This window comes from Microbacterium immunditiarum (assembly GCF_013409785.1).
Taxonomy (GTDB): Bacteria; Actinomycetota; Actinomycetes; order Actinomycetales; family Microbacteriaceae; genus Microbacterium; species Microbacterium immunditiarum.
This window is the reverse complement of sequence record NZ_JACCBV010000001.1, coordinates 1,784,757-1,807,470: the sequence shown is the minus strand read 5'-3', so window position 1 is coordinate 1,807,470 and position 22,714 is coordinate 1,784,757. Positions and strand designations below refer to the sequence as shown.

The following is a 22,714-nucleotide window of genomic DNA, read 5'->3' as shown; positions in this document are numbered from 1 at the left end:
GGTCATCCGATAACCACCCCTCTTGCCTGCGAGCGGTAGAGCTCGCGTCCGAAGCGAAGACCCAGCGTCGAGGCATCCCAGCGCTTGCCACCGCCGCAGATGGACGAGGCCGGGGACCACGGCTGCAGGACCTGCAGGTCCTCGCCGACCGCCCGGATCACCTGGCCGTTGACGTACGCGGCCTCGTCGCTCGCGAGCCACGCGACGACGGGTGAGCTGATCGACGGATCCATCGGGTGGTACTCGTCCGGCGCGTACTCGTCCGCCTCGCGCACGCGCGGCGCCTCGCTGCCGAGGGTCGCGGTGATGCGGGTGTTGCCGGCCGGCGCGATGCAGTTCACGGTCACGCCGATCTTCGCCAGCTCGAGGCTGAGGGTCAGAGTCATCCCCGCGATGGCGGCCTTCGCGGCCGCGTAGTTGGACTGACCGAAGTTGCCCAGCAGGCCCGCGCCCGACGTCGTGTTGATGATGCGGGCCGAGAGGCGCTCCCCCGCGGCCGCACGCTCGCGCCAATGCAGAGCTGCGAAGTGGGACAGGAGCCACGTGCCGCGGACGTGGACCCGCATGACGAGGTCGAAGTCGTCGGGGGTCATCTTCCACACGACGCGGTCGCGGACGATGCCGGCGTTGTTGACGACGATGTCGAGCTGTCCGAACTCGGCGATCGCGCGCTGGATCATCGCCTGGGCGTCGCCCTCGTCTCCGACGTCGCCGTAGTCCGCGATCGCCTCGCCGCCGCGCGCGCGGATCAGGTCCACGACGACGTCGGCGTCGCGGCCCCTCCCCTCGCCGTTGACGGTGCCGCCGAGGTCGTTCACGACGACCTTCGCGCCGTGCTTGGCGAGCTCGAGCGCGTGTCCGCGCCCGATGCCATGGCCGGCACCCGTGACCAATGCGACCTTTCCGGCCAGCAAGCTCATGTTCTCTCCGTTTCGTACACGTTCGTGGAAGTGGGGTTGTTCGATGTGACTCGCCGTCCGGGTCAGAGATCGGGGAACGTCTCCAGCGCCAGCTCCTTGATCCGCTTGCGATCGACCTTCATGAAGGCGGTCAGCGGAAGCTCATCGACGATCCGGATGGCCTCGGGGACCTTGTAGTCCGCGATGCGGCCCCGCAGATTCGCGCGGATGTCGTCGAGGCTCGGCGCCGCAGCCGGGTCGGTGGGAACGATGAAGGCGACCCCCTTCTCTCCGACCTGCTTCGCCGGGACGCCCACGACCGCGACATCCGCCACGATGTCGCTCTCGAGGAGCGCGAGCTCGATCTCGCGCGGGTAGACGTTGTAGCCGCCGCGGATGTAGAGGTCGGAGGCCCGTCCGCTCAGGACGAGGTTCCCGTCCTCGCGGATGTACCCGAGGTCGCCGGTGCGGAGCCAGCCGTCCGTGTCGAGCGCCTTGGCGGTCTCCTCCGGATCGCGCCAGTAGCCTCGCATGCAGCCGGGGTGGCGGAGCCGGATCGCCCCGATGACGTCCGGACCCACGACGTTCCCTTCGTCGTCGACGATGCTGACCTCGGCGCCGGGGAGGGGCCGACCGAGAGTGGACGCCATGACCTCCGGCTCGTCCTCTTCGCGCGTCCCCGTGCCCGGGCCGGACTCGCTGCTCCCGAAGCGCACCGCGACGCGGACGCCGAGGACGGACTGCATCTTCTTGATGAGCTCCGGGCTCGCCGGTGCCGTCGCGGTGATCGCGAGGCGGAAGGCCGACAGATCGCGCTCGGCGACGTCGGGCAGCGCCACGAGCCGCTCCCACTGGGTCGGCGCACCGGTGGCGACAGTGATGCGCTCGCGCTCGAGCAGATCGAGCATCTCGTTCGCGCGCCACGGCACGGGCGTGATGACCGTCGTCGTGCCGCTCGCGACGCACTCCCACACCTTGGTCATGAAGCCGCCGTGCACGAACGCCAGCGGCAGCAGGCGCCGGTCCCAGCGGCGGATGAAGTCGGAGGATCCGTATGCGGACCCGCGAAGTCCCGCGTTGTCGAACCAGGCGCCCTTCGGCAGGCCGGTCGTACCGCTCGTCCAGACGATGATCGCCGGGTCGGTCTCGTCGACGTCCACGACGTCCAGCGGCGCGCGATCGCCCTCCTGGGCCAGGTCATCGACGAGCAGCACGGCGGGCTTGTACGGCTCCGGCAGCCGATCCACGAGGTCGGGTCCGCTGATGATCACCGCCGGCTCGGCGAGCGCTGTGATGTGATCCAGTTCGCGCGAGCCCAGACGGGGGTTCATTCCGGTGATGACGCCGCCCGCGCGGGCGATCGCCGCGTAGGCAACGGCGAACTCGAGCGAGGGCGGAAGCGAGATGGCGACAACGGAGCCGCGCTTCACACCCAGGTCGGCCAGCTGCCGGGCGACCGCGCCGGCGCGCCGCCACCACTCGCCGAACGTCAGCCGCTCCTCACCCGCGACGAACGCCTCCACATCGGGGAACGTCGATGCGGCGTCCTGAAGGAGCTCGGCAAGCGTCCGTGCGTTGGGGTCGATCGCCCAGCACCCGTCGTCGGACACGAACGAGAGACCGTCGATGACGGTGACTTCGCTTGTGGAAGAGCTCATGGAACAGCCTCCGTTGCCTGTTTCTGCATTCTATATTATGCAGGTTACCGAATATAGTCAACTTCGGTCAAGCGTAAGCCGCGGGTGCGCACACCACCCGACGCCGTCCGACTGACCGGAACCGGATGCGAGAATGGTTGGAGCGCACCACCCGCGCGGCGCTGAGACTCATCCGAGAGCAAGACCGAGGAACATGCCCACCTACGCCTACGCCTGCAAGCAGTGCGACCACCGCTTCGACGCCGTGCAGTCCTTCTCCGACCCCTCGCTCACCGAGTGCCCCGCGTGCGGCGGCGCCCTGCGCAAGGAGTACGGATCGATCGGCGTGACCTTCAACGGGTCCGGCTTCTACCGCACCGACTCGCGCTCCTCCGAGAAGACCGCGTCGACATCATCCTCCGAGTCGGGGTCTGGCACCGCTGCGGCGACTTCGACATCATCGAAGTCTGAGTCGAAGTCTGAGTCGAAGTCCGCGCCCGTCGCCACGGGCTCGTAGCCGGCGGAGGCCGGCGACAGTGAGGAGGCATCACGTGTTCAAAGGCTTCAAGGAGTTCATCCTCCGCGGCAACGTCATCGACCTCGCGGTCGCGGTCGTCATCGGCGCCGCGTTCACGGCTGTCGTGAACGCGATCGTCGCCGCCATCGTCAATCCCGTGATCGCGCTGTTCTGGCAGCCCGACGCGAACGGCGAGATCGGCTTCACGGTGAACGGACTGTGGGGCCCGGTCACGTTCCCGGTCAGCGATCTCATCAACGCCCTGATCGCGTTCCTCGCCGTCGCGATCGTCGTCTACTTCGTCTTCGTGATGCCCATGAACCGCTGGAAGGAGCGTCAGGCCGCGAAGGCCGGCGCCGGCACGGACGAAGAGGAGCCGCTGCCGACCGAGCAGGAGCTGCTCGCCCAGATCCGCGACCTGCTCGCAAGCCAGGCGCCGCCGACCCGGTCCTGATTCAGTAGTGCGGCGGCACGTCCCGCCGCAGGCGGTCGTCGTTCGGCCCGGACGGGCGTGAGCCGGATGCCTCGGCCGAGGCATCCGTCTCGTCCTCGTCCGTCGGCACGGGCTCGCTCGTCGTCCCCGGCGCGGGCGTCAGCTTGGCGCGCCGACGCCCCGGCACGCGCACGACCCGCTGCCTCTCGTCGCCGGAACCCGTGCTCTCACGCGGGGGCATCGAACCTCACTCGATGACGTCGATGGGCTGCGTGGCGCCCTCGGCGCGCGGCGTCTCGGGCGGGATCCCGAGCATCTCGCCGATACGGGCGGCGACGGCCGCGGGGTCGCTGTACAGGTCGAACGAGTGCACCCTCACGTAGTGCCAGCCGAGGCGGCGGAGGATCTGCGGGCGCAGGCGCAGCGATTCGCGCAGCGTCTCGCCGATCGTCTCGGGGTCGCTCTCGACGACGACCGCTTTCCCGTCGTACTGCGCGACGAGCGGCAGGAGTCCGCGGTAGTGCACCTCGACGGCGGCGCCGAGGCGGCGCAGCTCTCGCGCGAGGGCGAGCGTCAGCGGGTCGGCGAGGTCTTCGAGGCGCGCCTCGCGAGCGCGCGCCGCGACTCCGCCGAGGATCGCCATGAGGGTCGCCGCCCCGTGCTCGAGGCGTCCGTCGTCGAACGCCGACGGACGGATCGACGACACGATGACCATCGCCCGGCGCGCGCGCGTCATGCCGACAGTGAGCAGGCGCTCGCCGTCGGGCGTCGAGAGGTCGCCGAAGTCGCTCAGCACGCGACCGTGCTTGGTGAGGCCGAAGCCGAGCGAGAAGATCACACGGTCGCGGCTCTCGGCGACCGACTCCTCGAGCGTGAGCACGGCGAACGGCTCGGCGCTGTCGCGCGAGACGAAGTCCGCCACATCCCACCGTCCTGCGAACGCCGCCTCGACGGCCGCGCGGATCCGCTCGGCGTGACGCGTGCTCGCCGTCACGACCATGAGCGACTCGCTCGCGCGGTTGACGGCGTGCTCGACGACGAGCGTCACGACGCGCGCGACCTCTGCGTCGGGGCTCTCGACGGCGCCGGTGACGGGGTCGGGCGCGCCCGTCCCCCCTTCGACGTAGTCGACGCTGAGACTTCCTCGTCCGAGGTAGGACCCGGCCCACGGCAGCGACACGATTTCGCCCCCGTAGAAGGCGCCGTTGACCAGTTGGGCCAGGTCCTCCCCGCCGGCTCGATAACTGCGGGTGAGCGTCTCGACGGGCAGCAGCTCGGCGAGACGCTCGAAGACGTTCACATCGTCGAACTCGAACTCATCGTCGAGGTCGGTCGCGGCATCCGTCATGTCGGGTGTGCGCGGGGCGCGCGTTCCGAGATCGTCGGCCGGCGCATCCGACGCCACCCGGAACGGCGTCGGCTTCTGCGTCACGGGGTCGCCGAACGCGACGACCTGCCGCGCGCGGCGCAGCGCGGGAGCCGCTTCGGCGAGGCTCAGCGCCGCCGCATCCGCGATCAGGACGACGTCGAACTCCGGCTCGGCCGGGATCAGCGGGACGTCGTACGCCGACGCCAGCCACACCGGGGCGAGTACGCGCATGAGCGACGGTGCGACGGCGAGGAGGCGACGGGGCTCCCCCATGCCGTTCTTGAGCGCCTGCTTGAGCGCGGCGGCCTCGTCGGGCAGGTCGACGATGCCGATCCGCCACTGCGTCGCGAGCTGGGCGGCCAGGAGCGGACCGGATGCCGCGGCATGCGCCTCGTCGACGAGGCGGAAGTCGCGCTCCAGACGATCGACGACCGCGGTGTTCGCGCCGAGCAGCGCGCGGTCGGAGCGCAGCAGATGCTCGAGCGCGGACTGCCACCACGCGAACTCGAGCTCGGCGCCGACCCCGGACTCAGGCACGTGCCGCACGGAGAGCTCGACGAGGAGTGGCTCGAGCCCCAGGTCGGCGAGCTCGCCGCGCAGCGTCGCGCGCTCCACGAGGTTGTCGAAGACCGGAGAGTCGGCGGCGAGAGCTGCGAGCGTGCGGACCAGGCGCGGGATCGGAAGATGCGCGAGGCGCTCGGCGCCCGTGCGGCTGAGAACCGCGTCGAGCTCGGCGAGCCCCGCCTCGGCGTGCTGCCACGCGACGTGCACGTCGGCGATGCCGAGCGGAACCTCGGGGATCACTCCCGCGTCGACGTAGCGCTGCCAATCGGTGCGCTGCTTCTGGATGCGCACGAGCCACTCGTGCATGTCGGGGATGTGCACGCCCGGCCGCACGTACTCGCGCGACAGTCGCTTGAGCCGCCGGCGGCCGGCGCCGGTCATGTTCGGCGCGTCTCGGCGCGGGCCATGGGCCTGGATGAGCTCGGCGAGAGGCCGTTCGAAGACCGTCGGGCTGAACCGGTCGAGCGAGTCGCGGATGCCCTGCAGCAGCCTCAGATAGGCGCCGAGCTCCGCGATCGTGTGGAACGGGCGCATGCGCGTCTGGGCGACGAGCTCGTACGCGCGCTCGAGCAGCCCCGGGACGTCCTGCTTGTGCAGGCGCGCCGCGAGCGTGTGGGAGGCGCGCGCGGCATCCGTCGTCTCGAACGTCACGCCGTACCACGGCGAGTCGTCCGGGCCGAAGCGGAACTCGCCCAGCCGCGCGGCGGCGGCGAGCTTCGCGGCCGCCTCCTTGCGCACGGGCGCCACTCGGACGAGCGTGTGGTGGTCGAAGCGGGCGGACGTCGACGGCGGGTGTTCGCCGGAGGTGAGTTTCGAGAGCTCACGGAGGACGTCGAGCATCGATACGCTGAGCTCGCGGTGGGTGGCGGTCAGCGACCGGCGGTAGTCGCGCAGCACGTTGCGCAGGCGCACGAGCGCGTCGTCGATCTCGGCGACCTTCGGCGCCTCCGCCTTCTCGTTGCGACCGATCGCACGGATGAGGTCGCGCTGCAGCGAACGCGGAGAGACCGCGAGCCCGGGCAGGCCGATGCTCGAGAGGCGGTGTCGCACGCCGTCGAGCGTCGAGCGACGGGCGCTCACGACGAGCACGCGCTTGCCGTCGCGCACGAGCGCGCCGATCGCGTTGATGACGGTCTGCGTGCCACCCGTGCCCGGGAGCGTGTGCACGACGAGCGACTGCCCGTCGGCGATGCGGGCGAGCACGCCCTCCTGCTCGGCGTCGGCGTCGAGGATGAGCGTGTCGGACGCGGGCGGCCGTTCGTCCGCGCTCGGTACGGCGGGCGCGGCGCGACGGGTCGCGAAGATCTCGCGGTCGGACTCGTGCCCCGCGAGCGCGTTGAGCACGACGTGGTCCTGGTCGACGATGTCGCGCACCACGCCTGCGCCGACGTCGGCGAAGCTCGACACGACGAGGCGCGGACGCACCGTGTAGGTGTTGATCGCGGCCGTCAGTTCGCGCAGGCGATCGATCACCGGCTGCGGCTTGAACACGCCGTTGTCGTACGCGAGCGCCGCGAGCGCGGCGCCGTTGATGCGGATGCCGAAGTGCTCGCGCATCGCGCGGACGAGCTCAGGGTTGACGGTGAACGAGCCGCCGCGCAGCGCAAGCTCGATGTCGGACTGGTGCCGGCGGATCGAGAGCGGGCGCAACAGCACGGGCGCCGTGCAGCGCAGGCCCCCGATGCTCCACGACGCGAGCCCGACCGCGAGGTGCACAGACTCGATGCCGCGCACGGTGCGCAGCTCGACGCTCTTGGCCGTGATGCGCTCGGCGGCCAGGCGCGCCGTGCGGTGGGCGACTTCGTCGCGGAACAGGTTCGACAGGAGGGTCGAGCGACCCGTGAGGAACTGCGGCAGACTGCCGGGGTGCGCCTTCGTGATCTCGATGACGGCGTCGGCGGGCTCCGAGAAATGCAGCAGCGTGGAGCGGCCGCCGAGCTCGGCGGCCTGCGCGCGGAGTCGCTCGCGCTCGGGCTCGGCGATGTGCACGACCGAGACCCCCGGCTCGGACAGCTCGAGTGTCCCGGGATTCACGGCCGCCATGGGGAGGGCATCCTCTGCGCCCGAGACGGCGTCGACTTCTGCACGCCACACACGAGCCAGACTAGGCGGGCGCCCGTCGCGGACCGGGATTCAAGCGCGGGTTTCGCCGGATTGCGACACGCCGTGTCATCGGCGGTTCCTCCCCAGCGGAACCTCGCGGACGACTCTTCACGGGCGGGCCGGAGAGAACGGATGCCCCACCCCCGCGCAGACAGGATGAAGCCATGACCGACCCGCGCTTCCGAGTCCACCCCTCCCCGATCGGCGACATCCTGATCGTCGCGACCTCCTCCGGCATCGTGCAATTGCATCCGTTCGAAGGGCCGCTCGGTGCGGAACTCGAGCGCATCGCTCTGGAATTGCGTCGCGCTCCCGAGCCCGACGACACCGCGGGCGGCGATATCGATCGGCAGCTCGAGGAGTATTTCGCTGGTGAACGCCGCGAATTCGACGTGACCGTCGATTGGAGCGGGGTACGCGGCTTCACGCGCGCCGCGCTCGAGGCGGTCCGCGAGATCCCCTACGCCGAGACCGCGTCGTACGGCGAGGTCGCCGTCGCCGCCGGAAGCCCCAGGGCCGCGCGCGCCGTGGGCACCGCGTGTGCGACGACGCCGTTCTCGATCATCGTGCCGGTGCATCGCGTCGTCCGATCAGACGGGTCCCTCGGCGAATACGGCGGCCGGTCCGACGTCAAACGATTCCTGCTCGAACTCGAGCGCGACGCGATCGAGCATTAGCACACGCGTGAATGCGCGCGATAAAGGGTGAGCGTTTTCTCACATTTCCTTGCGGCGCGAATTCGCCGATCTTCGAATGCCTGATAGTGCGAAAAGCTGAATTCCCCTAATGTGACGGGTATGGCACGCAGAATCGTCCATCAGCTCGTCGATGACCTCGACGGCACCGTCCTCGAAGTCGGCTCCGGCGAGACGGTCCTGTTCTCGCTCGACGGCGTCGCATACGAGATCGACCTGTCCACCGAGAACGCCACCTCGCTGCGCGGCGCGCTCGAGCAGTACACCAAGGCCGCCCGTCGCGTGTCGGGCGGTCGAGGTGCGGCCTCGACCGCGGGCTCCGCGCCACGCAAGCGCCGCCGCGCGGGGCAGCAGGACTACAGCGCGATCCGCGCGTGGGCGAAGGAGAACGGGTACGACATCTCCGAGCGCGGTCGCGTTCCGGCGAGCGTGCTCGAAGCGTACGAAGCGGCGCACTGACGTCGAACGCTCGCGGACTCCCGGCCCGGTGCCGAGTCAGTCGTGCGCGGCGAGCCCGAGCTCGAAGTGCGAGACCGGATCGATTCCGGTCACGGTGATCCAGCCCTCGGCGAGGTAGGCCGCGTCCGTGCCCGGCTCCGGGCGGTTCGGCAGATCCTCCACCGCGAGCCGGACGTGGTGCTCTCCTTCGTCGGTGAGGGTCGTCTGCACGATTCCGAAGGGCGCGAGCGTGGCTTCGCGCAGACCGCGGTTGGTGGGAGCGTTCGGGGCGTTGACATTGATGACGGTCCCCCGCGGGCGGGTCATCAAGTCGGGCAGCAGGTCGATCGCGGGTGCCGCGGCGGCCTCCCAGTGGAACGCCTCCGGACGCATGCCGACGTCGAGCGACACGGCGACCCCCCACGCCCCATTGAGTCCGCCCGTGAGCGCCGCGCCGACCGTGCCAGAGTGCAGTATCGCGCGGCCCACGTTCGCACCGTGGTTGACGCCCGAGAGCACGACCTGGGCCGGATCGCCGAACGCGCCGCGCGCCGCGATGAGAGCGATGAGCCCTGGGCCACCGCGCACCGCGAACGCCGGAATGCCGTCGAGTCCCTCGAGGCTGCGCCGCTCGACGGCGATGCGGCCATCGGCGTCCTCCGCCATGATCGAGGCGCTCGAGCCGCTGGACTGCTCCGCGGGCGCGGCGATCGTCACGTCGTAGCCGGCGTCCCGGGCGAGCCGCGCGAGCACGTGCAGGCCCGGGGCGGCGATGCCGTCGTCGTTCGTCACGAGGATGCTCGTCACGGCCGACTACCTTCCCCGTGAGCGTCGGGATCGCCGTCGGCGTCGCGTTTCCGCTCGACGTCGGCCGCGGCATCCGGTTCGGCCAGTGCCGCCAGGCCGTCGGGACTCACGTGTCCGGTCACGGGCTGCTCCGCGTCGGCCGACAGCTCGTCGGCGAGCGCGCGCACCGTGACCCGGTCGCGGAGGCGCGCGATCGTATCGGGATCGCCCGTGCCCAGGCCGTGCCGTGTCACGTTCAGGGCGCCCGCAGCCGCGCCGAGCGTCACCGCTTCGCGTGGGGTCGCTCCTTCGGCCATGCCCGCGGCCACGCCCGCGGTGAGCGAGTCGCCGGCCCCGCGCGTGTCCGTCACCTCGAGCTGCGGCGCGTTCACCTCGAGGAAGCCCTCCGCGTCGAGCAGCAGAAGCGGCTCCGAGGCGCGCGTGACGATGACGGTTCCCGCGCCGGTTCGGTGCAGCTCGCGCATCGCGTGCAGGATCGCGCGACCGGATGCCTCCTCGATGCGCCCGTCGTCCTTGAGCTCCTCGTGGCTGACCTTGAGCACGTCGACACCGCCCTGGAGCGCCGCGTCGAGTCGCTCGCCGGCGAGGTCGACGATCACGCGCGCGCCGCCCTCGCGGAGATCGGAGGCAAGACGCCGATACGTGTCCGCCGGAAGGACCTCCTCGCCGACCGGCCCGCTCAGGATCACGAGCCCCGAGCGAAGGCCCGTCTTGAGGGTTGCTCCGTACAGCTCGTCGAGCTCATGGCGCCCGATAGGCTCGCCGTCGTCCTCGGCGATCTCCGTCCGGTGTCCCTCGCGCCGGTCGTGGAGGTATGCGGATCCGCGGCCCTCGCGCTCGACGGCGACGACCGAGATGCCCTCGTCCTCGAGAAGGTGCCGCAGCACACGGCCGGTCTCCCCCGTCAAGACGCAGCACATCGTGACGTCGACTCCCAGGCGCAGCAGCATGCGCGCCTGCCACACCCCCTGCCCGCCGGCGTGCACGTGGATCTCGCTGCCCGACGGGTGGTCCTCCACGGTCACCGTCAGCGTCGGCGAGGGGGCGAAGATCGTCACGTCGCTCATGCACGCGACGCTAGGCGCGCGGGTGCGTCGCGTGAACCCCCTTGCGGGACCGGGACGGATGCCGCAAGAGCTCCCTCCCCCTGCGGCGGCCGCCGCGGCATCCGCTGTCAAGCCCCCGGTGCCGCCGCGCATGCGGCGCGAGACTGAGCCCGAAGGAGGCGACATGGACCACCACCACGACAGGCGTGAGGGCGGGAGGCCGACACCTCAGGACCCCGTCGAGTACGCCGCGGCGAGCGGGACCGGCAACCCCGATGCCGACCGCGGCGACATCGCCGAAGAGGTGCCGCCCGCGCAGGCGTCCTCGCTGGAGGACCCGGGCGAGGAGGGCGAGGACTGACCTCTTCGCGCTAGACCTCCACCGGCTCGCCGTCCGGCAGCCACACGACCCGCTCGCGCAATGCCGGCGGCGCGGCGAGCACGGCTGCGCGCAACCCCTGCTCGCCATCGCGGAAGTGCGACCACCCGTCGTAGTGCGCAGGAACGACCACGCGCGGGTCGGCGTCGGCGACGAGCCGCATCGCGTCGGGACCGGTCATCGTGTACTTGACCGGTCCGGTCGCGGGGAAGCCGACGCCGCCGACGTTCACGACCGCGACGTCGATGTCATACCTGCGGGCCGTCGCGCTCAGCGCTCGATGGAGGACGGTGTCTCCCGTCACCCACAGGGCCACGCGTTCCTCGCCCGCCCTGCGCACCGCGAAGCCGACCACCGGGCCGACGAGCGGACGGCTGAGCGGAGGCCCGTGGCGCGCGGGAGTCGCGGTCACCGCGAGCGCGGGCCTGCCCTCCAGTGCGAGGTTGCGCGACTCTCCCGGCCTGAGTCCGATCGCGTGGGGCAAGGCGAGGCGGCGCGCACCGTGGGCCGTCGTCACGACGTGCTTCGCTCGGGGAAGGAGCGCGCGACCCGCGTCGTCGAGGTTGTCGGCGTGCCCGTCATGACTGAGCAGCACGACGTCGACCGGTCCGACGTCCTCGACGGAGATCGCGGGCCCGCGCGTCTTGACGCTCGATGTTCCTGCGCCGAACGCGTACCGCCGCCCGGGCGGGTCGAACGTGGGGTCGAGGAGGATGCGCCAGCCGTCGAGCTCAACGAGGAGGGTGGGCCCTCCGATTCGGGTGATGCGCACGTGCCGTCCGTCCGTCGTGCGGATGCTGATGCTGATGCTGATGCTGATGCTGATGCGCCGACAATAGACGGTCGGGGAGCGCGTGAACAGAGAGCGGGCGCGCGCCGTCAGCCGAGCTTCGCGCGCGGCACGACGCGGAACCACTGGAACCCGTACGCGTCGAGCTCGAAGCTGCAGGACCGGTCGTCTTCGACGTCGAGATAGCCGGGGCTGAGCAGATCCGACAGCACGACGTCGCCCTCGACCGACTCCGGGAGGTTCACCGCGAGCTGGACGGGCTCGGAGCTCAGGTTGTGGGCGGCGACGAACCGGCCCGTCGGAGTCACGAGCGAGTGCACGAACGCCCCGCCGGGACCGGCCTGCACGAGGTCGAGGTCGCCCCACCCGATCTCGGGCAGCGAGCGGTAGCGATGCGCGAGCTCGCGCACGAAGTGGAAGAGCGAGTCCGGTTCCTTCTGCTGGTCGAGCACGTTGACGTGCACCGGCGCGAAGCCGCCCCGGGGCAGCGGCGCGATGAGCTGCGACGGTCGCGCGTCGGAGAACCCCCCGTTCTTTCCGGGCGTCCACTGCATCGGCGTGCGGACGGCCATGCGGCCGGCGACCTCGGGGTTCTCGCCCATGCCCAGCTCCTCACCGTAGAACAGGAGCGGGTTTCCGGGCAGCGAGAACATGAGGCTGTACGCGAGGCGGATGCGACGGACGTCGCCCTGGAGCATGGGCGCGAGGCGCCGAAGGATCCCCCGCCCGTAGGCGCGCTGCGCGGGATCCGGCGCGAGCGCGTCGAGCACCTCGCCCTTCTCCTTCTCGGGCAGCAGCGCGAGCGTGAGCTCGTCGTGGTTGCGGAGCATGTTCACCCACGAGACCGGCTCGTTGATGGGCGGCCTCGTCTGGAGAGCCTTCACGATCGGCGCGGCGTCCTCGCGCACCATCGACAGGTACACGGCCTGCATGGTCGTGAAGTCGAACTGGGAATCCAGCTCGCCGGCGTTGTGACCGTAGTAGTCCGCCTGCTGATCGTGCGGGAGAGCGACCTCGCCGAGCAGCATCGCCTCGCTCGAGCGCCGCCGCGCGAAGCGCTTGACATCGCGCAGGAACTCGTGCGGATCGACTTCGTACGGCCCGCCCGGCGACTCCAGCAGGAACGGCACGGCGTCCATCCGGAACCCTGAGACGCCGATCATGAGCCAGAACGCGATGATCTTCGCGATCTCGTCGCGCACGGCGGGGTTGGCGATGTTGAGGTCGGGCTGGTGCTTGTAGAACGAGTGCAGGTAGTACTGCCCGGTTCGCTCGTCCCACTCCCAGATGCTCTCCTCCTCGCCGGGGAACACCTCGTTCTTCTGCTTGCGGGTCGGGCGGTCCCGCCACACGTAGTAGTCGCGGTACCGCGCGTTGCGCGAGCGGCGCGCATTGAGGAACCACGGGTGCCGGTCCGACGTGTGGTTCACGACGAGGTCGATGATGACCCGGATGCCGCGACTGCGCGCCGTCCGCACGAACTCGACGACGTCGCCGTGCGACCCGAGACGCGGGTCCACGCCGTAGAAGTCGCTCACGTCGTAGCCGTCGTCGGCGTCCGGCGTGGGGTAGAACGGCATCAGCCAGATGCAGGTGACGCCGAGGTCGGCGAGATAGTCGATCTTGTCGGTGAGCCCGCCGAAGTCGCCGATCCCGTCACCGTCGACATCGAAGAACGTCTCGACGTCGAGGCAGTAGATGACGGCGGTCTTCCACCAGATGTCTCCCGTGTCGGCGATCTTCATGCGGTGCTCCTCATCCTCGGCAGCAGTTCGCGCCCGGCCCGTTCGACGAACGCCTCCTGATCGGTTCCCACGTGGTGCAGGTAGATCTCGTCGAAGCCCTGGGCGGTGATCGCGAGGAGGCGCTCCGACATCGACCGGTCGTCGTCATCGATGAGCACCGCGCCCTGAAGCGCCGCGTGGTCGGACCTGTCCGCCACGCGGTCGAACTCCTCGGGCGTCTCGATGTCCCACAGCCGCGGCGGCGGCACCGTCGCCTGGCTCCACTGGTCTGCGGCGATGCGGATGCCGTCGTCCATCGTCTCCGCGAGGCACACGTGCACCTGCACGACGGCGCGACCGCGACCGCCCGCGGAGCGGTAGGCCGAGAGGACCTCCCCGAGCGCGGACGGATCGACTCCCACCGTGATGAGGCCGTCCGCCCACTCCGCGGCCCACTCGGCCGTGGCGGGCCCGACGGCAGCCGCGATGAAGGGAGGCGGCTCCTCCGGGAGCGTCCACAGGCGCGCCTCGTGCAGGCGCACCGATCCGGAGTGGTCCACAGTCTCGCCGGCGAGAAGTCGCCGCATCGCGGTGACCGCTTCGTGCAGGCGCGCCTCGCGCTCGTGCTTGGGCGGCCAATCATCTCCCGTGATGTGCTCGTTGACAGCCTCGCCGCTGCCGAGCGCGGCCCAGAACCGCCCCGGGAACATCTCCGCGAGCGTCCCTGCGGCCTGCGCGACGATCGCCGGGTGGTAGCGCTGCCCGGGCGCCGTCACGAGCCCCATCGGCAGGTGGGTCGTCGCAAGCGCGGCGCCGAGCCAGCTCCAGGCGTAGCCCGACTGTCCCTGCGAGCGGCTCCACGGCGCGAAGTGGTCCGAGCACATCGCGGCGTCGAAGCCGTCGACCTCCGCCTGCTTCACGATGCGCAGCAGACGCGACGGCAGGAACTGCTCGTGGGAGAGGTGGTAACCGATCACGACCATGCTCCCGAGAGTCGGTCGGGCCGAGGTGTCATGGCAAGGCGTTGCGCGCCGGTGAGGCTCCTGATAGGGGCGGGGCGGATGCCGCATCCGCCGCCTGAGGACCGTGCGCCGCCACGTGTGAATCCCCTCCGAATGCCGGTGATTCGTTGCGATGCGCGCGGATTCTCGGAATCGTGGCCGGTTCCGAAGTCCGCAACGGAAGGAGCATCATGCTCACGCTGACCACGACCGCGGCCGAGGCCGTCAAGACGATCGTCTCGCAGGTGCCGCTCACCGTGGACGGAGGCGTCCGTATCCGCGACACGGGTCCGGAGCGCGGGTTCGAGCTGAGCGTCGCCGAGACCCCTGAGCCGGACGACACCGTGGTCGAGACCGACGGTGCGCGCGTGTTCCTCGACACGTCGGCCGCCGCGGCCCTCGACGACCGCGTGCTGGATGCCGAGCTCTCGGGCGACGGCTCGGTGCGCTTCGCGCTCGCGACGCAGGCCTGAGCGCGATCGCACGAGCGACGGCCCCGGCGGTTCGCTGCCGGGGTCGTCGCATGTGTGGGCGGATGCGGCGAGTCCGACGATCTCCGGCGGGGTTCCTGGACATCGCCCGTGCATCAACGTTCCGGCATATGCCCCGGGTTAGGGTGAGGAAAGCGATCGGCGACCGCCTTTGGCTTTGCAGATGCCACGCGGTGTCGCCCGATCGAACGAGGAAATCATCTCTCTCTCAGCCACATACCCTTCCGCAACCCTCGGCCGCGTTCGCCAGACGTATGCCGGAACCGACACATTCCCGCCCATCGCACGCGCCTACACCCAGGTGTCCAACGTCGTACGCGAGACTGGCCTCCTCCAGCGCGCGACGCGGTTCTACGCGCTGGTGGGCGTCGCGATCGCGGTGGCGCTCGGCGGCGCAGTCACCGGGTTCATCCTCCTCGGCGACAGCTGGTTCCAGCTGCTCATCGCCGGTGCGCTCGGCGTGATCGCGACGCAGGTCGCCTTCCTCGCGCACGAGGCCGCTCACCGGCAGATCCTCTCGACCGGTCCCGCCAACGACCGGCTCGCGCGCGTGCTCGGCGCGATCGTCGGCATGAGCTACTCGTGGTGGGACAGCAAGCACTCGCGTCACCACGCGAACCCGAACCGCGTGGGCAAGGACCCCGATATCGAGATCGACACGATCTCGTTCCTCGAAGAGGACGCCGCCAGCGCGCGCGGACTGCGCCGGCTCATCACGCGCAAGCAGGGGTGGCTCTTCTTCCCGCTGCTCACCCTCGAGGGCCTCAACCTTCACTTTCTGAGCTTCAAGCACCTCCTGACCGACCGCGACGCGAAGGCGCGCTGGGCCGAGCTGTCGATGATCCTGGCCCGCTTCGCGATCCTGCTCGTCCCGGTGTTCATGTTCCTGCCCCTCGGCATGGCGTTCGCGTTCCTCGGCGTGCAGCTCGCCGTGTTCGGCGTCTACATGGGCGCGTCGTTCGCTCCCAACCACAAGGGCATGCCGGTCATCGACCGCGACGCGAAGCTCGACTTCTTCTCGAAGCAGGTCCGCACCTCGCGCAACGTCCGCGGCGGCTGGTGGGCGACGTCGCTCATGGGCGGGCTCAACTACCAGGTGGAGCACCACCTCTTCCCGAGCATGGCCCGTCCGCATCTCGCCAAGGCGCGTGAGATCGTGCGCGAGTTCTGCGAGAACCACGACGTGCCGTACACCGAGACGTCGCTGTGGCGCTCGTACGCGATCGTCATCGACTACCTGAACCGCGTCGGCCTCGCCGCGCGCGATCCGTTCGACTGCCCGATGGCGTCGCAGTACCGACGCGCATAGGCGGGCGACTGGCGGGCCGCGCACTCACTCCGGCACGCGCCGAAGGCTCTGGAACAGCCGCACGATGTAGAGCACCGCTCCGGCGAGTGTGACCAGCACGCCCACGCGCCAGACCCAGTTCAGCGGGACCAGCAGACCTCCGCCGGGGGCCGCCACCGTGCCGGTCGTCGGCGGCGAGCCGGGAGAGAAGACCGCGATCGCGATCGCGATCGTCACCGCACCCACCAGGACGGTCGCGGCGGCGGCGATCCACGCGAGCCTGGGGACCGGCACCCGGGAGAGCAACCATGCGACAAAGACCAGGACGATCGCCCCGAGCAGCGCCAGTCCCCCTTCGAGCGGGTCGATGAGCCCCAGGATCACCAGGGGCACCGCGGCGATCACGACGACGATGGCGACGATTCGACGAGTCCGCATGGGCCTGCCCTCCTTCACCACGTCCGTTGCACTCAGTGTCGCGCGCAGATTCCGGTGGGTCGGGACCAACGTCCCCCCGCTGACGTCCGGCCTACCGCGGCACGATCAGCATGCCCCCGCGTCCGGGGGACGCGGGCAGGCGGCTGAGGTCGACCGTGAGGTCCTGATCGGGCACTTCCCAATCCGAGCGCGCGAGCAGGCGGGTCGCCAGCGTGAGCAGGTCGACCGTGGCAGGTTCGCCGGGGCAGCGGTGGCCGCCCGTCATCGACCCCGCGCCCTGCGGCGCGAGGCTCGGCGGCTGCGCGATGACGTTCGCCTCGACGCTCGACCCTTCGGGAGCCGGTGAGAAACGGGTCGGGTCGAACCGCTCCGGATCGATCCAGCGGCCCGGATCGCGGTGCGTCGCGAAGATGTCGAGCATGACCCAGTCGTCAGCGGCGATGTCGATCCCCCGCCACGACATGTCGTGCGTCGCGCATCCCCCGACCGCCGGGAAGAACGGGCTGGCCCGGCGCACCTCCTGGCAGAACGGATGCAGGTTCGCGTCGTCCTGCGCGACGGCGACCCGCTGGTCGGGGTGAAGGTGCAGCGCGAGCGCCGCGAAGCCGATGAATCGCGACACGGCGACGATCGGGCGCAGGAGGTTCAGCAGCTCGACCGCCGCCACGTCCTCGTCGAGCGGGCCGTCGGCATCGTGGTACCACGCGAGCGTCTCGACCGGCGAGCCGGGCACGGTGTCGAGCTCCGCCGACCGAACGCCCTCGATCACACGGCGCGCCCAGCGCTCGGAGCGACGGCGCAGCATCCGCCCCCACCAGTTGCGCGGACCGAACGCCCCGGCGCCGTCGATCATCGCGAGGCTCTCGACCGCCCGGGCGTCCGCGTCGCAGCGCGGGCCGAGGCCGAGCCACCGCAGCGTCGCGTCGGCGAGCACGATTCCCGAGCCGGTCACGAGCGAGACCGGGCGGCCGCGTCGCGACCACTCGTCCCATCTCGCGGCCCATGCCGTGTCGAACGCGTCGGCGAGCCCCCCGCGCGACGAGGGCGCGAGCACCTCGAGGAAGTACCCACGGCGCACGCGATGCGCCGCGCCGTCGAGCGTCTGCACGCTGCCCTCGTCCTGCAGCGAGTGCAGCACGGACCGGGGCATGGCGCCCTTGCGCGTGAACCGATCCTCGCCATAGAAGAACTGCGCGGCGTCGCCCCCGCGAAGGAAGAGCACGCGCCGTCCGAGCAGCCGCGCGCGGAACGCATCGCCGTCGTGCTCGAGGAATCGGCGGTGCCCGAACGGGTAGCCCTCACGCAGGAACGCGAGTGACTGGTCGCCGGGCAGCTCGGGCGCCGCGGTCGTGGTGTGGTCGAGCGCTGTCATCTCCGCCACGTTAGGCGCGCGGACCCGGGGAGCCGAGGGCCTTGAAGCCGACGCGGTCGCGGGCTAAGACGACCGACGGTCCCTGGCCCGCGTATCCGTGGGCGTGCCGGGGCGCGGCGCCGGCTCGCTGAGCCGGACCGCCGCGCCCCGGTTGCGGCGCGCACCAGAGCGCGCCGCGGCGAAGCCCCCCGGATTCCCGCGCACGTCGTGCGCACCAGCCTCGACCATATTGAGTCAGGTGAATGGAAATCGGCGACTTGAGCGGATCTTGATGGATTACTGAGGCGAGCTGCACTGCGGTCGGCGAAAGCGAGATCCTCGCTGGACATTCGTTGGGGTACTGAGTAAATTGACAGGACACGACGCCCAACGCCGGGCGTTCACGATCTGAGGAGATCAGCGTGCAGTTCTACCGCGACGGATACCGGCCGGGCGATCCCGACCTCCAACCTGCGTCCCCCGAGGCTCTGGCCCGTACCGTCGAGGTGCCCGCCGAGGTCGACGTGCTCATCGTGGGCACCGGCCCCGCCGGCACGGTGCTCGCCGCCCAGCTCGCCGAGTTCCCCGGCATCCGCACCCGCATCGTCGAACGCCGGGGCGGTCCCCTCCAGGTGGGTCAGGCGGACGGCGTCGCGTGCCGCACGGTCGAGATGTTCAACGCGTTCGGCCTCGCCGAGGCGCTCGTGCGCGAGGCCTACTGGGTGAACGAGGTTCGCTTCTGGGGACCGTCTGACGAGGACCGCTCGCGCATCGTGCGCACCGGCTGGGTGGAGGACACGCCGGAGGGGCTGAGCGAGTTCCCGCACGTGATCGTGAACCAGGCGCGCATGCAGCAGTTCCTCCTCGAGCACGCGTCGCGATCGGCGAGCCGGCTCGAGCCGGATTACGGCATCGAGTTCGTCGACCTCCAGGTGGGCGAGGGCGAGTACCCCGTGCAGGTCGCGCTGCGCCGGGTCGATGGCGAGCGCGCCGGCGAGGAGCTCACCGTGCGGGCGAAGTACGTCGTCGGCTGCGACGGCGCGCGCAGCGCGGTGCGCCGCGCGATCGGCCGCGAGCTGCGCGGCGACGCCGCCAACCACGCGTGGGGCGTCATGGACGTGCTCGCGGTCACGGACTTCCCCGACTGGCGCACGAAGAACGTCATCCAGTCCGCGGGCAAGGGCAGCCTCCTCATGATCCCGCGAGAGGGCGGGAACATGGTGCGCTGCTACGTGGACCTCGGCGAAGTGCCGGCCGGCGACAGCGAGATCCGCGGGACGACCGTCGAGCAGCTCACCGAGGTCGCCAACGCCATCCTGCATCCGTACTCGATCGATGTGAGGTCGGTGGCGTGGTCGTCGGTGTACGAGGTCGGTCAGCGCCTCACCGACAGGTTCGACGACGTGCCCGACGACGACACGACCGGGCGTGCGCCGCGCGTGTTCATCGCGGGCGACGCGTGCCACACGCACTCCGCGAAGGCCGGCCAGGGCATGAACGTGTCGATGCAGGACGCGTTCAACCTGGGCTGGAAGCTGGCCGCGGTGCTGCGCGGTCTCGCGGACGAGTCGCTGCTGCACACGTACTCGGCGGAGCGCCAGGCCGTGGCGCAGGACCTCATCGACTTCGACCGGTTCTGGTCGGCGTTCATCGCGCAGCCGACCCTCGATCGCGCGCGCCCTGAGCTCGGCGGCGTGACCCCGGAGCAGATGCAGACCGAGTTCGCGCGGCAGGGTCGGTACACCGCGGGGCTCGCCACGCGGTACAGCCCTTCGGCGCTCACGGGGACCGCGGAGCACCAGCACCTCGCCGCCGGATTCGAGATCGGCACGCGATTCCACGCGGCACCCGTCGTGCGGGTCGCCGACGCGAGACGGATGCACCTGGGCCACACCCACCGCGCCGACGGCCGCTGGCGCATGTACCTGTTCGGCGAGGCCGATCGCGTGGTGGAGGCCGCGACATGGCTGGGCGAATCCCCCGACTCGCCCGTCGCTCGGTTCACCCCCGCAGGTGCCGACATCGACGCCGTGTTCGACGTGCACGGGGTGTTCCGCGCGGGGCATCACGACGTCGACCTCGGAGCGGTGCCCGAGCTGCTGCTCCCTCGCACGGGCCCGCTCGGAATCCAGGACTGGGAAAAGGTGTGGGCGGTCGACCCGCGCCACGATGTCTTCGCCGAACGGGGCATCTCGCCCGACGGCGCCGCGGTCCTGGTGCGTCCCGACCAGCACGTCGCGCACGTGCTGCCGCTGTCGACGCGTACGGAGCTCACGGACTTCTTCTCGGGAATCCTCCGACCCCAGCGCGCACCCGCCTTGCGATGATGGACTCCGTGTCCACCTCTATCGCCGACCCGCAGGACGACCGCGAACCCCAGCGCCACCTGGGCTACCTCATCCGCCGCGCGCAACAGCTGCACGTCGCGACGTGGGCTCGCGTCGTGTCGCAGGAGACCTCGAGCGTGCAGTACTCGATCCTCGCGGTGGTGCATCGTCTCGGGGAGGCGAGCCAGCGGGAGCTGTGCGACGAGGTCGACCTCGATCGGTCGACGATCGCCGACCTCGTCGCGCGCATGGAGCGCCGCGGGCTCGTCGACCGCCACCGCTCCCCCGCCGATGCGCGACGAAACGTCGTGACGCTGACCGAGATCGGCGAGAGCGAGCTGAACCGGCTGCGGCCGCTCGTCGAAGAGGTGCAGCGCGAGCTCGTCGTGGGGCTGACGGATGCCGCGGCGGCGCAGCTTCGGGAGTTGCTCGGCCTCATGCTCGGGGATGTGCGCGGTGAGTCGGATGCGGCGGCACCCACCACCTATGCGACGGATCTGTCACGCATGGGCGCGCTGCGCGGTCATCCCTAGAGGGGAGATTCGACAAGAAGGAGATCCACATGTCAGGTACATCCCTCGCCGACTCGCAAAGCGCCGGCCGAGACAAGCCCACCGTCGTCCTGGTCCACGGATCGTGGGCGGATGCGTCGAGTTGGAGCGAGGTGATCGCGCGCCTCGACCACGATGGCTTCGCCGTGCGCGCCCTGCCCAACGAACTGCGTACGCTGTCGGGCGACGCGGCGGTCGTGCGAGCGTTTCTACAGGCCGTCGCCGGACCCGTCGTGCTCGTCGCTCACTCCTACGGTGGCGCGGTGATCACGAACGCCGCGACCGGTCTCGCGAACGTCCAAGCCCTGGTCTACGTCAACGCCTTCGCTCCCGACGCCGGGGAGTCCGCGTTCCAGCTGGCCGGTCCCGACTCGGCACTCGCCGTCCCGGACCCGACGACCGTCTTCGACCTCGTGCCGCCTGCGCTCCCCCCCACTCCCGACAGCGCTGTCTACCTCAAGGAGTCGGCGGTCTTCGGCCCGTTCGCGTCGGGGCTGGGTGACGATGACAAACGCCTCGTGCATGCGACCCAGCGGCCGGCTGCGTTCGGCGCGCTCACGGAGCCATCGGGCGAGCCCGCCTGGAAGACGATCCCGTCGTGGTACGTCCTCGGGCTCACGGATCAGATCATCCCTCCCGCGGCGCAGCGGGCGATGGCGGAGCGCGCGGGCGCGACCGTGACGGAGTACGACGCGGGGCATCTCGGCTTGCTGTCGGAGTCGGCGACTGTGGTCGACGTCATAGAGGAGGCGGCGCTCGGCGCGGGTGCCCGGGTGCGGTAGAGCAGAGAGTGCCCCCTGGAGGGACTCGAACACGACTGAGCATAATGCTCAATCCTACCCAAAGGCCACAAGAACCGCGGAATCACGCGGATCTCCACGATCGTCAGCGACATCGCGCGACCGCCCAAAACACGTTGTGGGAAACGGTTTGCGGGCAAAGTGCGGGCAGGAAACCCCGGAAAATCAGGGCTGTTCGATACCCCGTGGCGCAAGGCTTCCCCGATCCGGGACTCGCTCAGCGGCAAGAAGAGTCAAATGAGCACATTGCTTAGCGGCGAAGAGTAAACGTCAGCCACGCTGAGCAATTTGCTCAAAGCGCGCCATACGGCCGCTAACCCCGATCGGGTCTCGCTGCGGTGGCACCGACTGGCTGCTCATCGTCCGATCGACGGTCCGCCGGGCTGAGCTGGCCCGCGGTGTGGCGCCGGAGGGTCGAAGGCCTGGCCCGGGTTGTATGGGTCGACCGCCGGCGCCCGTCGCGGCTCCTGGATCCGGACCTCCGGCGCCAGGCCCGAGTCGCGCGCGCGACTCATGAGGCGCGTCGCTGTGCTCTGGCTGATCTGCAGGGTGTCGGCGACGAGCTTGAGCGGCGGATAGCTGATTGCCGTGGCGACGCGATAGACAGAGATCGCGGCGTGGAGGGACTCCAAGGGCTCCCGCTCCTCCTGCGCCCGCACGCGACTGAGAAACTCGCGCACCGGTATGCGGTCGCGTTCGCCACCGTCCTCAGTGCCGACGTCGACGGTGACGACATCGAGGGCGGACCTCGTCATGATCCAGTGTGTTCGCACCTCGCGGAGCACCTGGCTGGTGATGTCGACGCCGTCCGCTTCGCGCTCGAGTGCAGCGAAGGACACGGCCGTGCGTCGAAGCAGCTCATCCCACTCCACGCGGACGGTGATCGTGCCTGGCACGTCCTGCTCACCCGACACGCGTGCGCGCCAGGACTTCGGAAGCGTCACCCCGCTGCCGAGATCTATGCGCTCATCGCTGGAGTCGTACGTCTCGACGTCTGCCATGGAGCCCACTATTCCAGGTCATCGAAGAATCGCGAAGAAGACTGTCGATCTTGGCTCACGCGCGT

General features: G+C 70.3%; 22 protein-coding genes. 10 read left to right on the top strand and 12 right to left on the bottom strand.

Annotated elements, in window-relative coordinates:
* Window positions 1-2 precede the first annotated feature (2 nt).
* Both BJ991_RS08325 and BJ991_RS08320 read right to left on the bottom strand, forming a co-directional pair.
* Window positions 3-920: an SDR family NAD(P)-dependent oxidoreductase gene (locus BJ991_RS08325; protein WP_179489116.1), complete on the bottom strand. Its 918-nt coding sequence runs from the start codon at window positions 918-920 to the stop codon at window positions 3-5.
* A 62-nt stretch (window positions 921-982) separates the two neighbouring features.
* Complete coding sequence (locus BJ991_RS08320) at window positions 983-2,557, bottom strand: class I adenylate-forming enzyme family protein (protein ID WP_179489114.1); 1,575 nt, start codon at window positions 2,555-2,557, stop codon at window positions 983-985.
* A gap of 193 nt (window positions 2,558-2,750) precedes the next feature.
* Between BJ991_RS08320 and BJ991_RS08315 the strand changes: the two genes are divergently transcribed.
* Together BJ991_RS08315 and mscL are read left to right on the top strand one after the other, a co-directional pair.
* Window positions 2,751-3,053, top strand: coding sequence for an FmdB family zinc ribbon protein (locus BJ991_RS08315; RefSeq protein ID WP_179489112.1), 303 nt, complete (start codon window positions 2,751-2,753; stop codon window positions 3,051-3,053).
* 34 nt (window positions 3,054-3,087) lie between these two features.
* A complete protein-coding gene (gene mscL, locus BJ991_RS08310; RefSeq protein ID WP_179489110.1) occupies window positions 3,088-3,507 on the top strand; it encodes a large conductance mechanosensitive channel protein MscL in 420 nt (139 codons plus the stop codon).
* Window position 3,508: 1 nt separating this feature from the next.
* Here the strand turns inward: mscL and BJ991_RS08305 are convergent, their stop codons facing one another.
* Window positions 3,509-3,727: a hypothetical protein gene (locus BJ991_RS08305; protein ID WP_179489109.1), complete on the bottom strand. Its 219-nt coding sequence runs from the start codon at window positions 3,725-3,727 to the stop codon at window positions 3,509-3,511.
* Between the two features lie 6 nt (window positions 3,728-3,733).
* Window positions 3,734-7,462 (bottom strand): ATP-binding protein, encoded by a 3,729-nt coding sequence (locus BJ991_RS08300; protein WP_179492620.1) that lies wholly within the window; start codon window positions 7,460-7,462, stop codon window positions 3,734-3,736.
* Window positions 7,463-7,686: 224 nt separating this feature from the next.
* On the opposite strand from BJ991_RS08300, the gene BJ991_RS08295 reads away from it, so the two are divergent.
* A complete protein-coding gene (locus BJ991_RS08295) occupies window positions 7,687-8,199 on the top strand; it encodes a methylated-DNA--[protein]-cysteine S-methyltransferase (RefSeq protein WP_179489107.1) in 513 nt (170 codons plus the stop codon).
* A 120-nt stretch (window positions 8,200-8,319) separates the two neighbouring features.
* On the top strand, window positions 8,320-8,676 hold the full coding sequence (locus BJ991_RS08290; protein WP_179489105.1) for a histone-like nucleoid-structuring protein Lsr2: 357 nt from the start codon (window positions 8,320-8,322) through the stop codon (window positions 8,674-8,676).
* A 36-nt stretch (window positions 8,677-8,712) separates the two neighbouring features.
* Here the strand turns inward: BJ991_RS08290 and surE are convergent, their stop codons facing one another.
* Together surE and BJ991_RS08280 are read right to left on the bottom strand one after the other, a co-directional pair.
* Window positions 8,713-9,462 (bottom strand): 5'/3'-nucleotidase SurE, encoded by a 750-nt coding sequence (gene surE, locus BJ991_RS08285; protein ID WP_179489103.1) that lies wholly within the window; start codon window positions 9,460-9,462, stop codon window positions 8,713-8,715.
* Window positions 9,459-10,529 (bottom strand): 1-phosphofructokinase family hexose kinase, encoded by a 1,071-nt coding sequence (locus tag BJ991_RS08280; protein WP_179489101.1) that lies wholly within the window; start codon window positions 10,527-10,529, stop codon window positions 9,459-9,461. The genes surE and BJ991_RS08280 overlap by 4 nt, the downstream gene beginning before the upstream one ends.
* Window positions 10,530-10,587: 58 nt before the next feature.
* Between BJ991_RS08280 and BJ991_RS08275 the strand changes: the two genes are divergently transcribed.
* Window positions 10,588-10,869, top strand: coding sequence for a hypothetical protein (locus BJ991_RS08275; RefSeq protein WP_179489099.1), 282 nt, complete (start codon window positions 10,588-10,590; stop codon window positions 10,867-10,869).
* 10 nt (window positions 10,870-10,879) lie between these two features.
* Here BJ991_RS08275 and BJ991_RS08270 read toward each other — a convergent pair whose 3' ends face one another.
* The 3 genes from BJ991_RS08270 to BJ991_RS08260 all read right to left on the bottom strand — a co-directional run bounded on the left by BJ991_RS08270 (window position 10,880) and on the right by BJ991_RS08260 (window position 14,384).
* Window positions 10,880-11,659, bottom strand: coding sequence for an MBL fold metallo-hydrolase (locus tag BJ991_RS08270; protein ID WP_179489097.1), 780 nt, complete (start codon window positions 11,657-11,659; stop codon window positions 10,880-10,882).
* Between the two features lie 107 nt (window positions 11,660-11,766).
* On the bottom strand, window positions 11,767-13,422 hold the full coding sequence (locus BJ991_RS08265; protein ID WP_179489095.1) for an alpha-amylase family protein: 1,656 nt from the start codon (window positions 13,420-13,422) through the stop codon (window positions 11,767-11,769).
* The gene (locus tag BJ991_RS08260) at window positions 13,419-14,384 is read right to left on the bottom strand and encodes a TIGR03885 family FMN-dependent LLM class oxidoreductase (RefSeq protein ID WP_179489093.1); all 966 of its coding nucleotides are present in this window, start codon (window positions 14,382-14,384) and stop codon (window positions 13,419-13,421) included. The genes BJ991_RS08265 and BJ991_RS08260 overlap by 4 nt, the downstream gene beginning before the upstream one ends.
* A gap of 209 nt (window positions 14,385-14,593) precedes the next feature.
* On the opposite strand from BJ991_RS08260, the gene BJ991_RS08255 reads away from it, so the two are divergent.
* Window positions 14,594-14,875, top strand: a complete 282-nt coding sequence (locus tag BJ991_RS08255) for a Fe-S cluster assembly protein HesB (RefSeq protein ID WP_179489091.1) — start codon at window positions 14,594-14,596, stop codon at window positions 14,873-14,875.
* A gap of 181 nt (window positions 14,876-15,056) precedes the next feature.
* Window positions 15,057-16,202 (top strand): fatty acid desaturase family protein, encoded by a 1,146-nt coding sequence (locus tag BJ991_RS08250; protein WP_179489089.1) that lies wholly within the window; start codon window positions 15,057-15,059, stop codon window positions 16,200-16,202.
* 24 nt (window positions 16,203-16,226) lie between these two features.
* On the opposite strand, the gene BJ991_RS08245 is transcribed toward BJ991_RS08250, so the two are convergent.
* Complete coding sequence (locus BJ991_RS08245; RefSeq protein WP_179489088.1) at window positions 16,227-16,619, bottom strand: hypothetical protein; 393 nt, start codon at window positions 16,617-16,619, stop codon at window positions 16,227-16,229.
* A 91-nt stretch (window positions 16,620-16,710) separates the two neighbouring features.
* On the bottom strand, window positions 16,711-17,991 hold the full coding sequence (locus BJ991_RS08240; protein WP_179489086.1) for a cytochrome P450: 1,281 nt from the start codon (window positions 17,989-17,991) through the stop codon (window positions 16,711-16,713).
* A 401-nt stretch (window positions 17,992-18,392) separates the two neighbouring features.
* On the opposite strand from BJ991_RS08240, the gene BJ991_RS08235 reads away from it, so the two are divergent.
* Genes BJ991_RS08235 through BJ991_RS08225 form a run of 3 tightly spaced genes read left to right on the top strand, consistent with a single transcriptional unit; the run spans window position 18,393 to window position 21,630 of the window.
* Window positions 18,393-20,297 (top strand): FAD-dependent monooxygenase, encoded by a 1,905-nt coding sequence (locus tag BJ991_RS08235; RefSeq protein WP_179489084.1) that lies wholly within the window; start codon window positions 18,393-18,395, stop codon window positions 20,295-20,297.
* Between the two features lie 8 nt (window positions 20,298-20,305).
* Window positions 20,306-20,830, top strand: a complete 525-nt coding sequence (locus BJ991_RS08230; RefSeq protein WP_218852902.1) for a MarR family transcriptional regulator — start codon at window positions 20,306-20,308, stop codon at window positions 20,828-20,830.
* A 29-nt stretch (window positions 20,831-20,859) separates the two neighbouring features.
* A complete protein-coding gene (locus BJ991_RS08225) occupies window positions 20,860-21,630 on the top strand; it encodes an alpha/beta fold hydrolase (protein WP_179489080.1) in 771 nt (256 codons plus the stop codon).
* 374 nt (window positions 21,631-22,004) lie between these two features.
* On the opposite strand, the gene BJ991_RS08220 is transcribed toward BJ991_RS08225, so the two are convergent.
* On the bottom strand, window positions 22,005-22,649 hold the full coding sequence (locus BJ991_RS08220; protein ID WP_218852901.1) for a hypothetical protein: 645 nt from the start codon (window positions 22,647-22,649) through the stop codon (window positions 22,005-22,007).
* Between the last annotated feature and the right edge of the window lie 65 nt (window positions 22,650-22,714).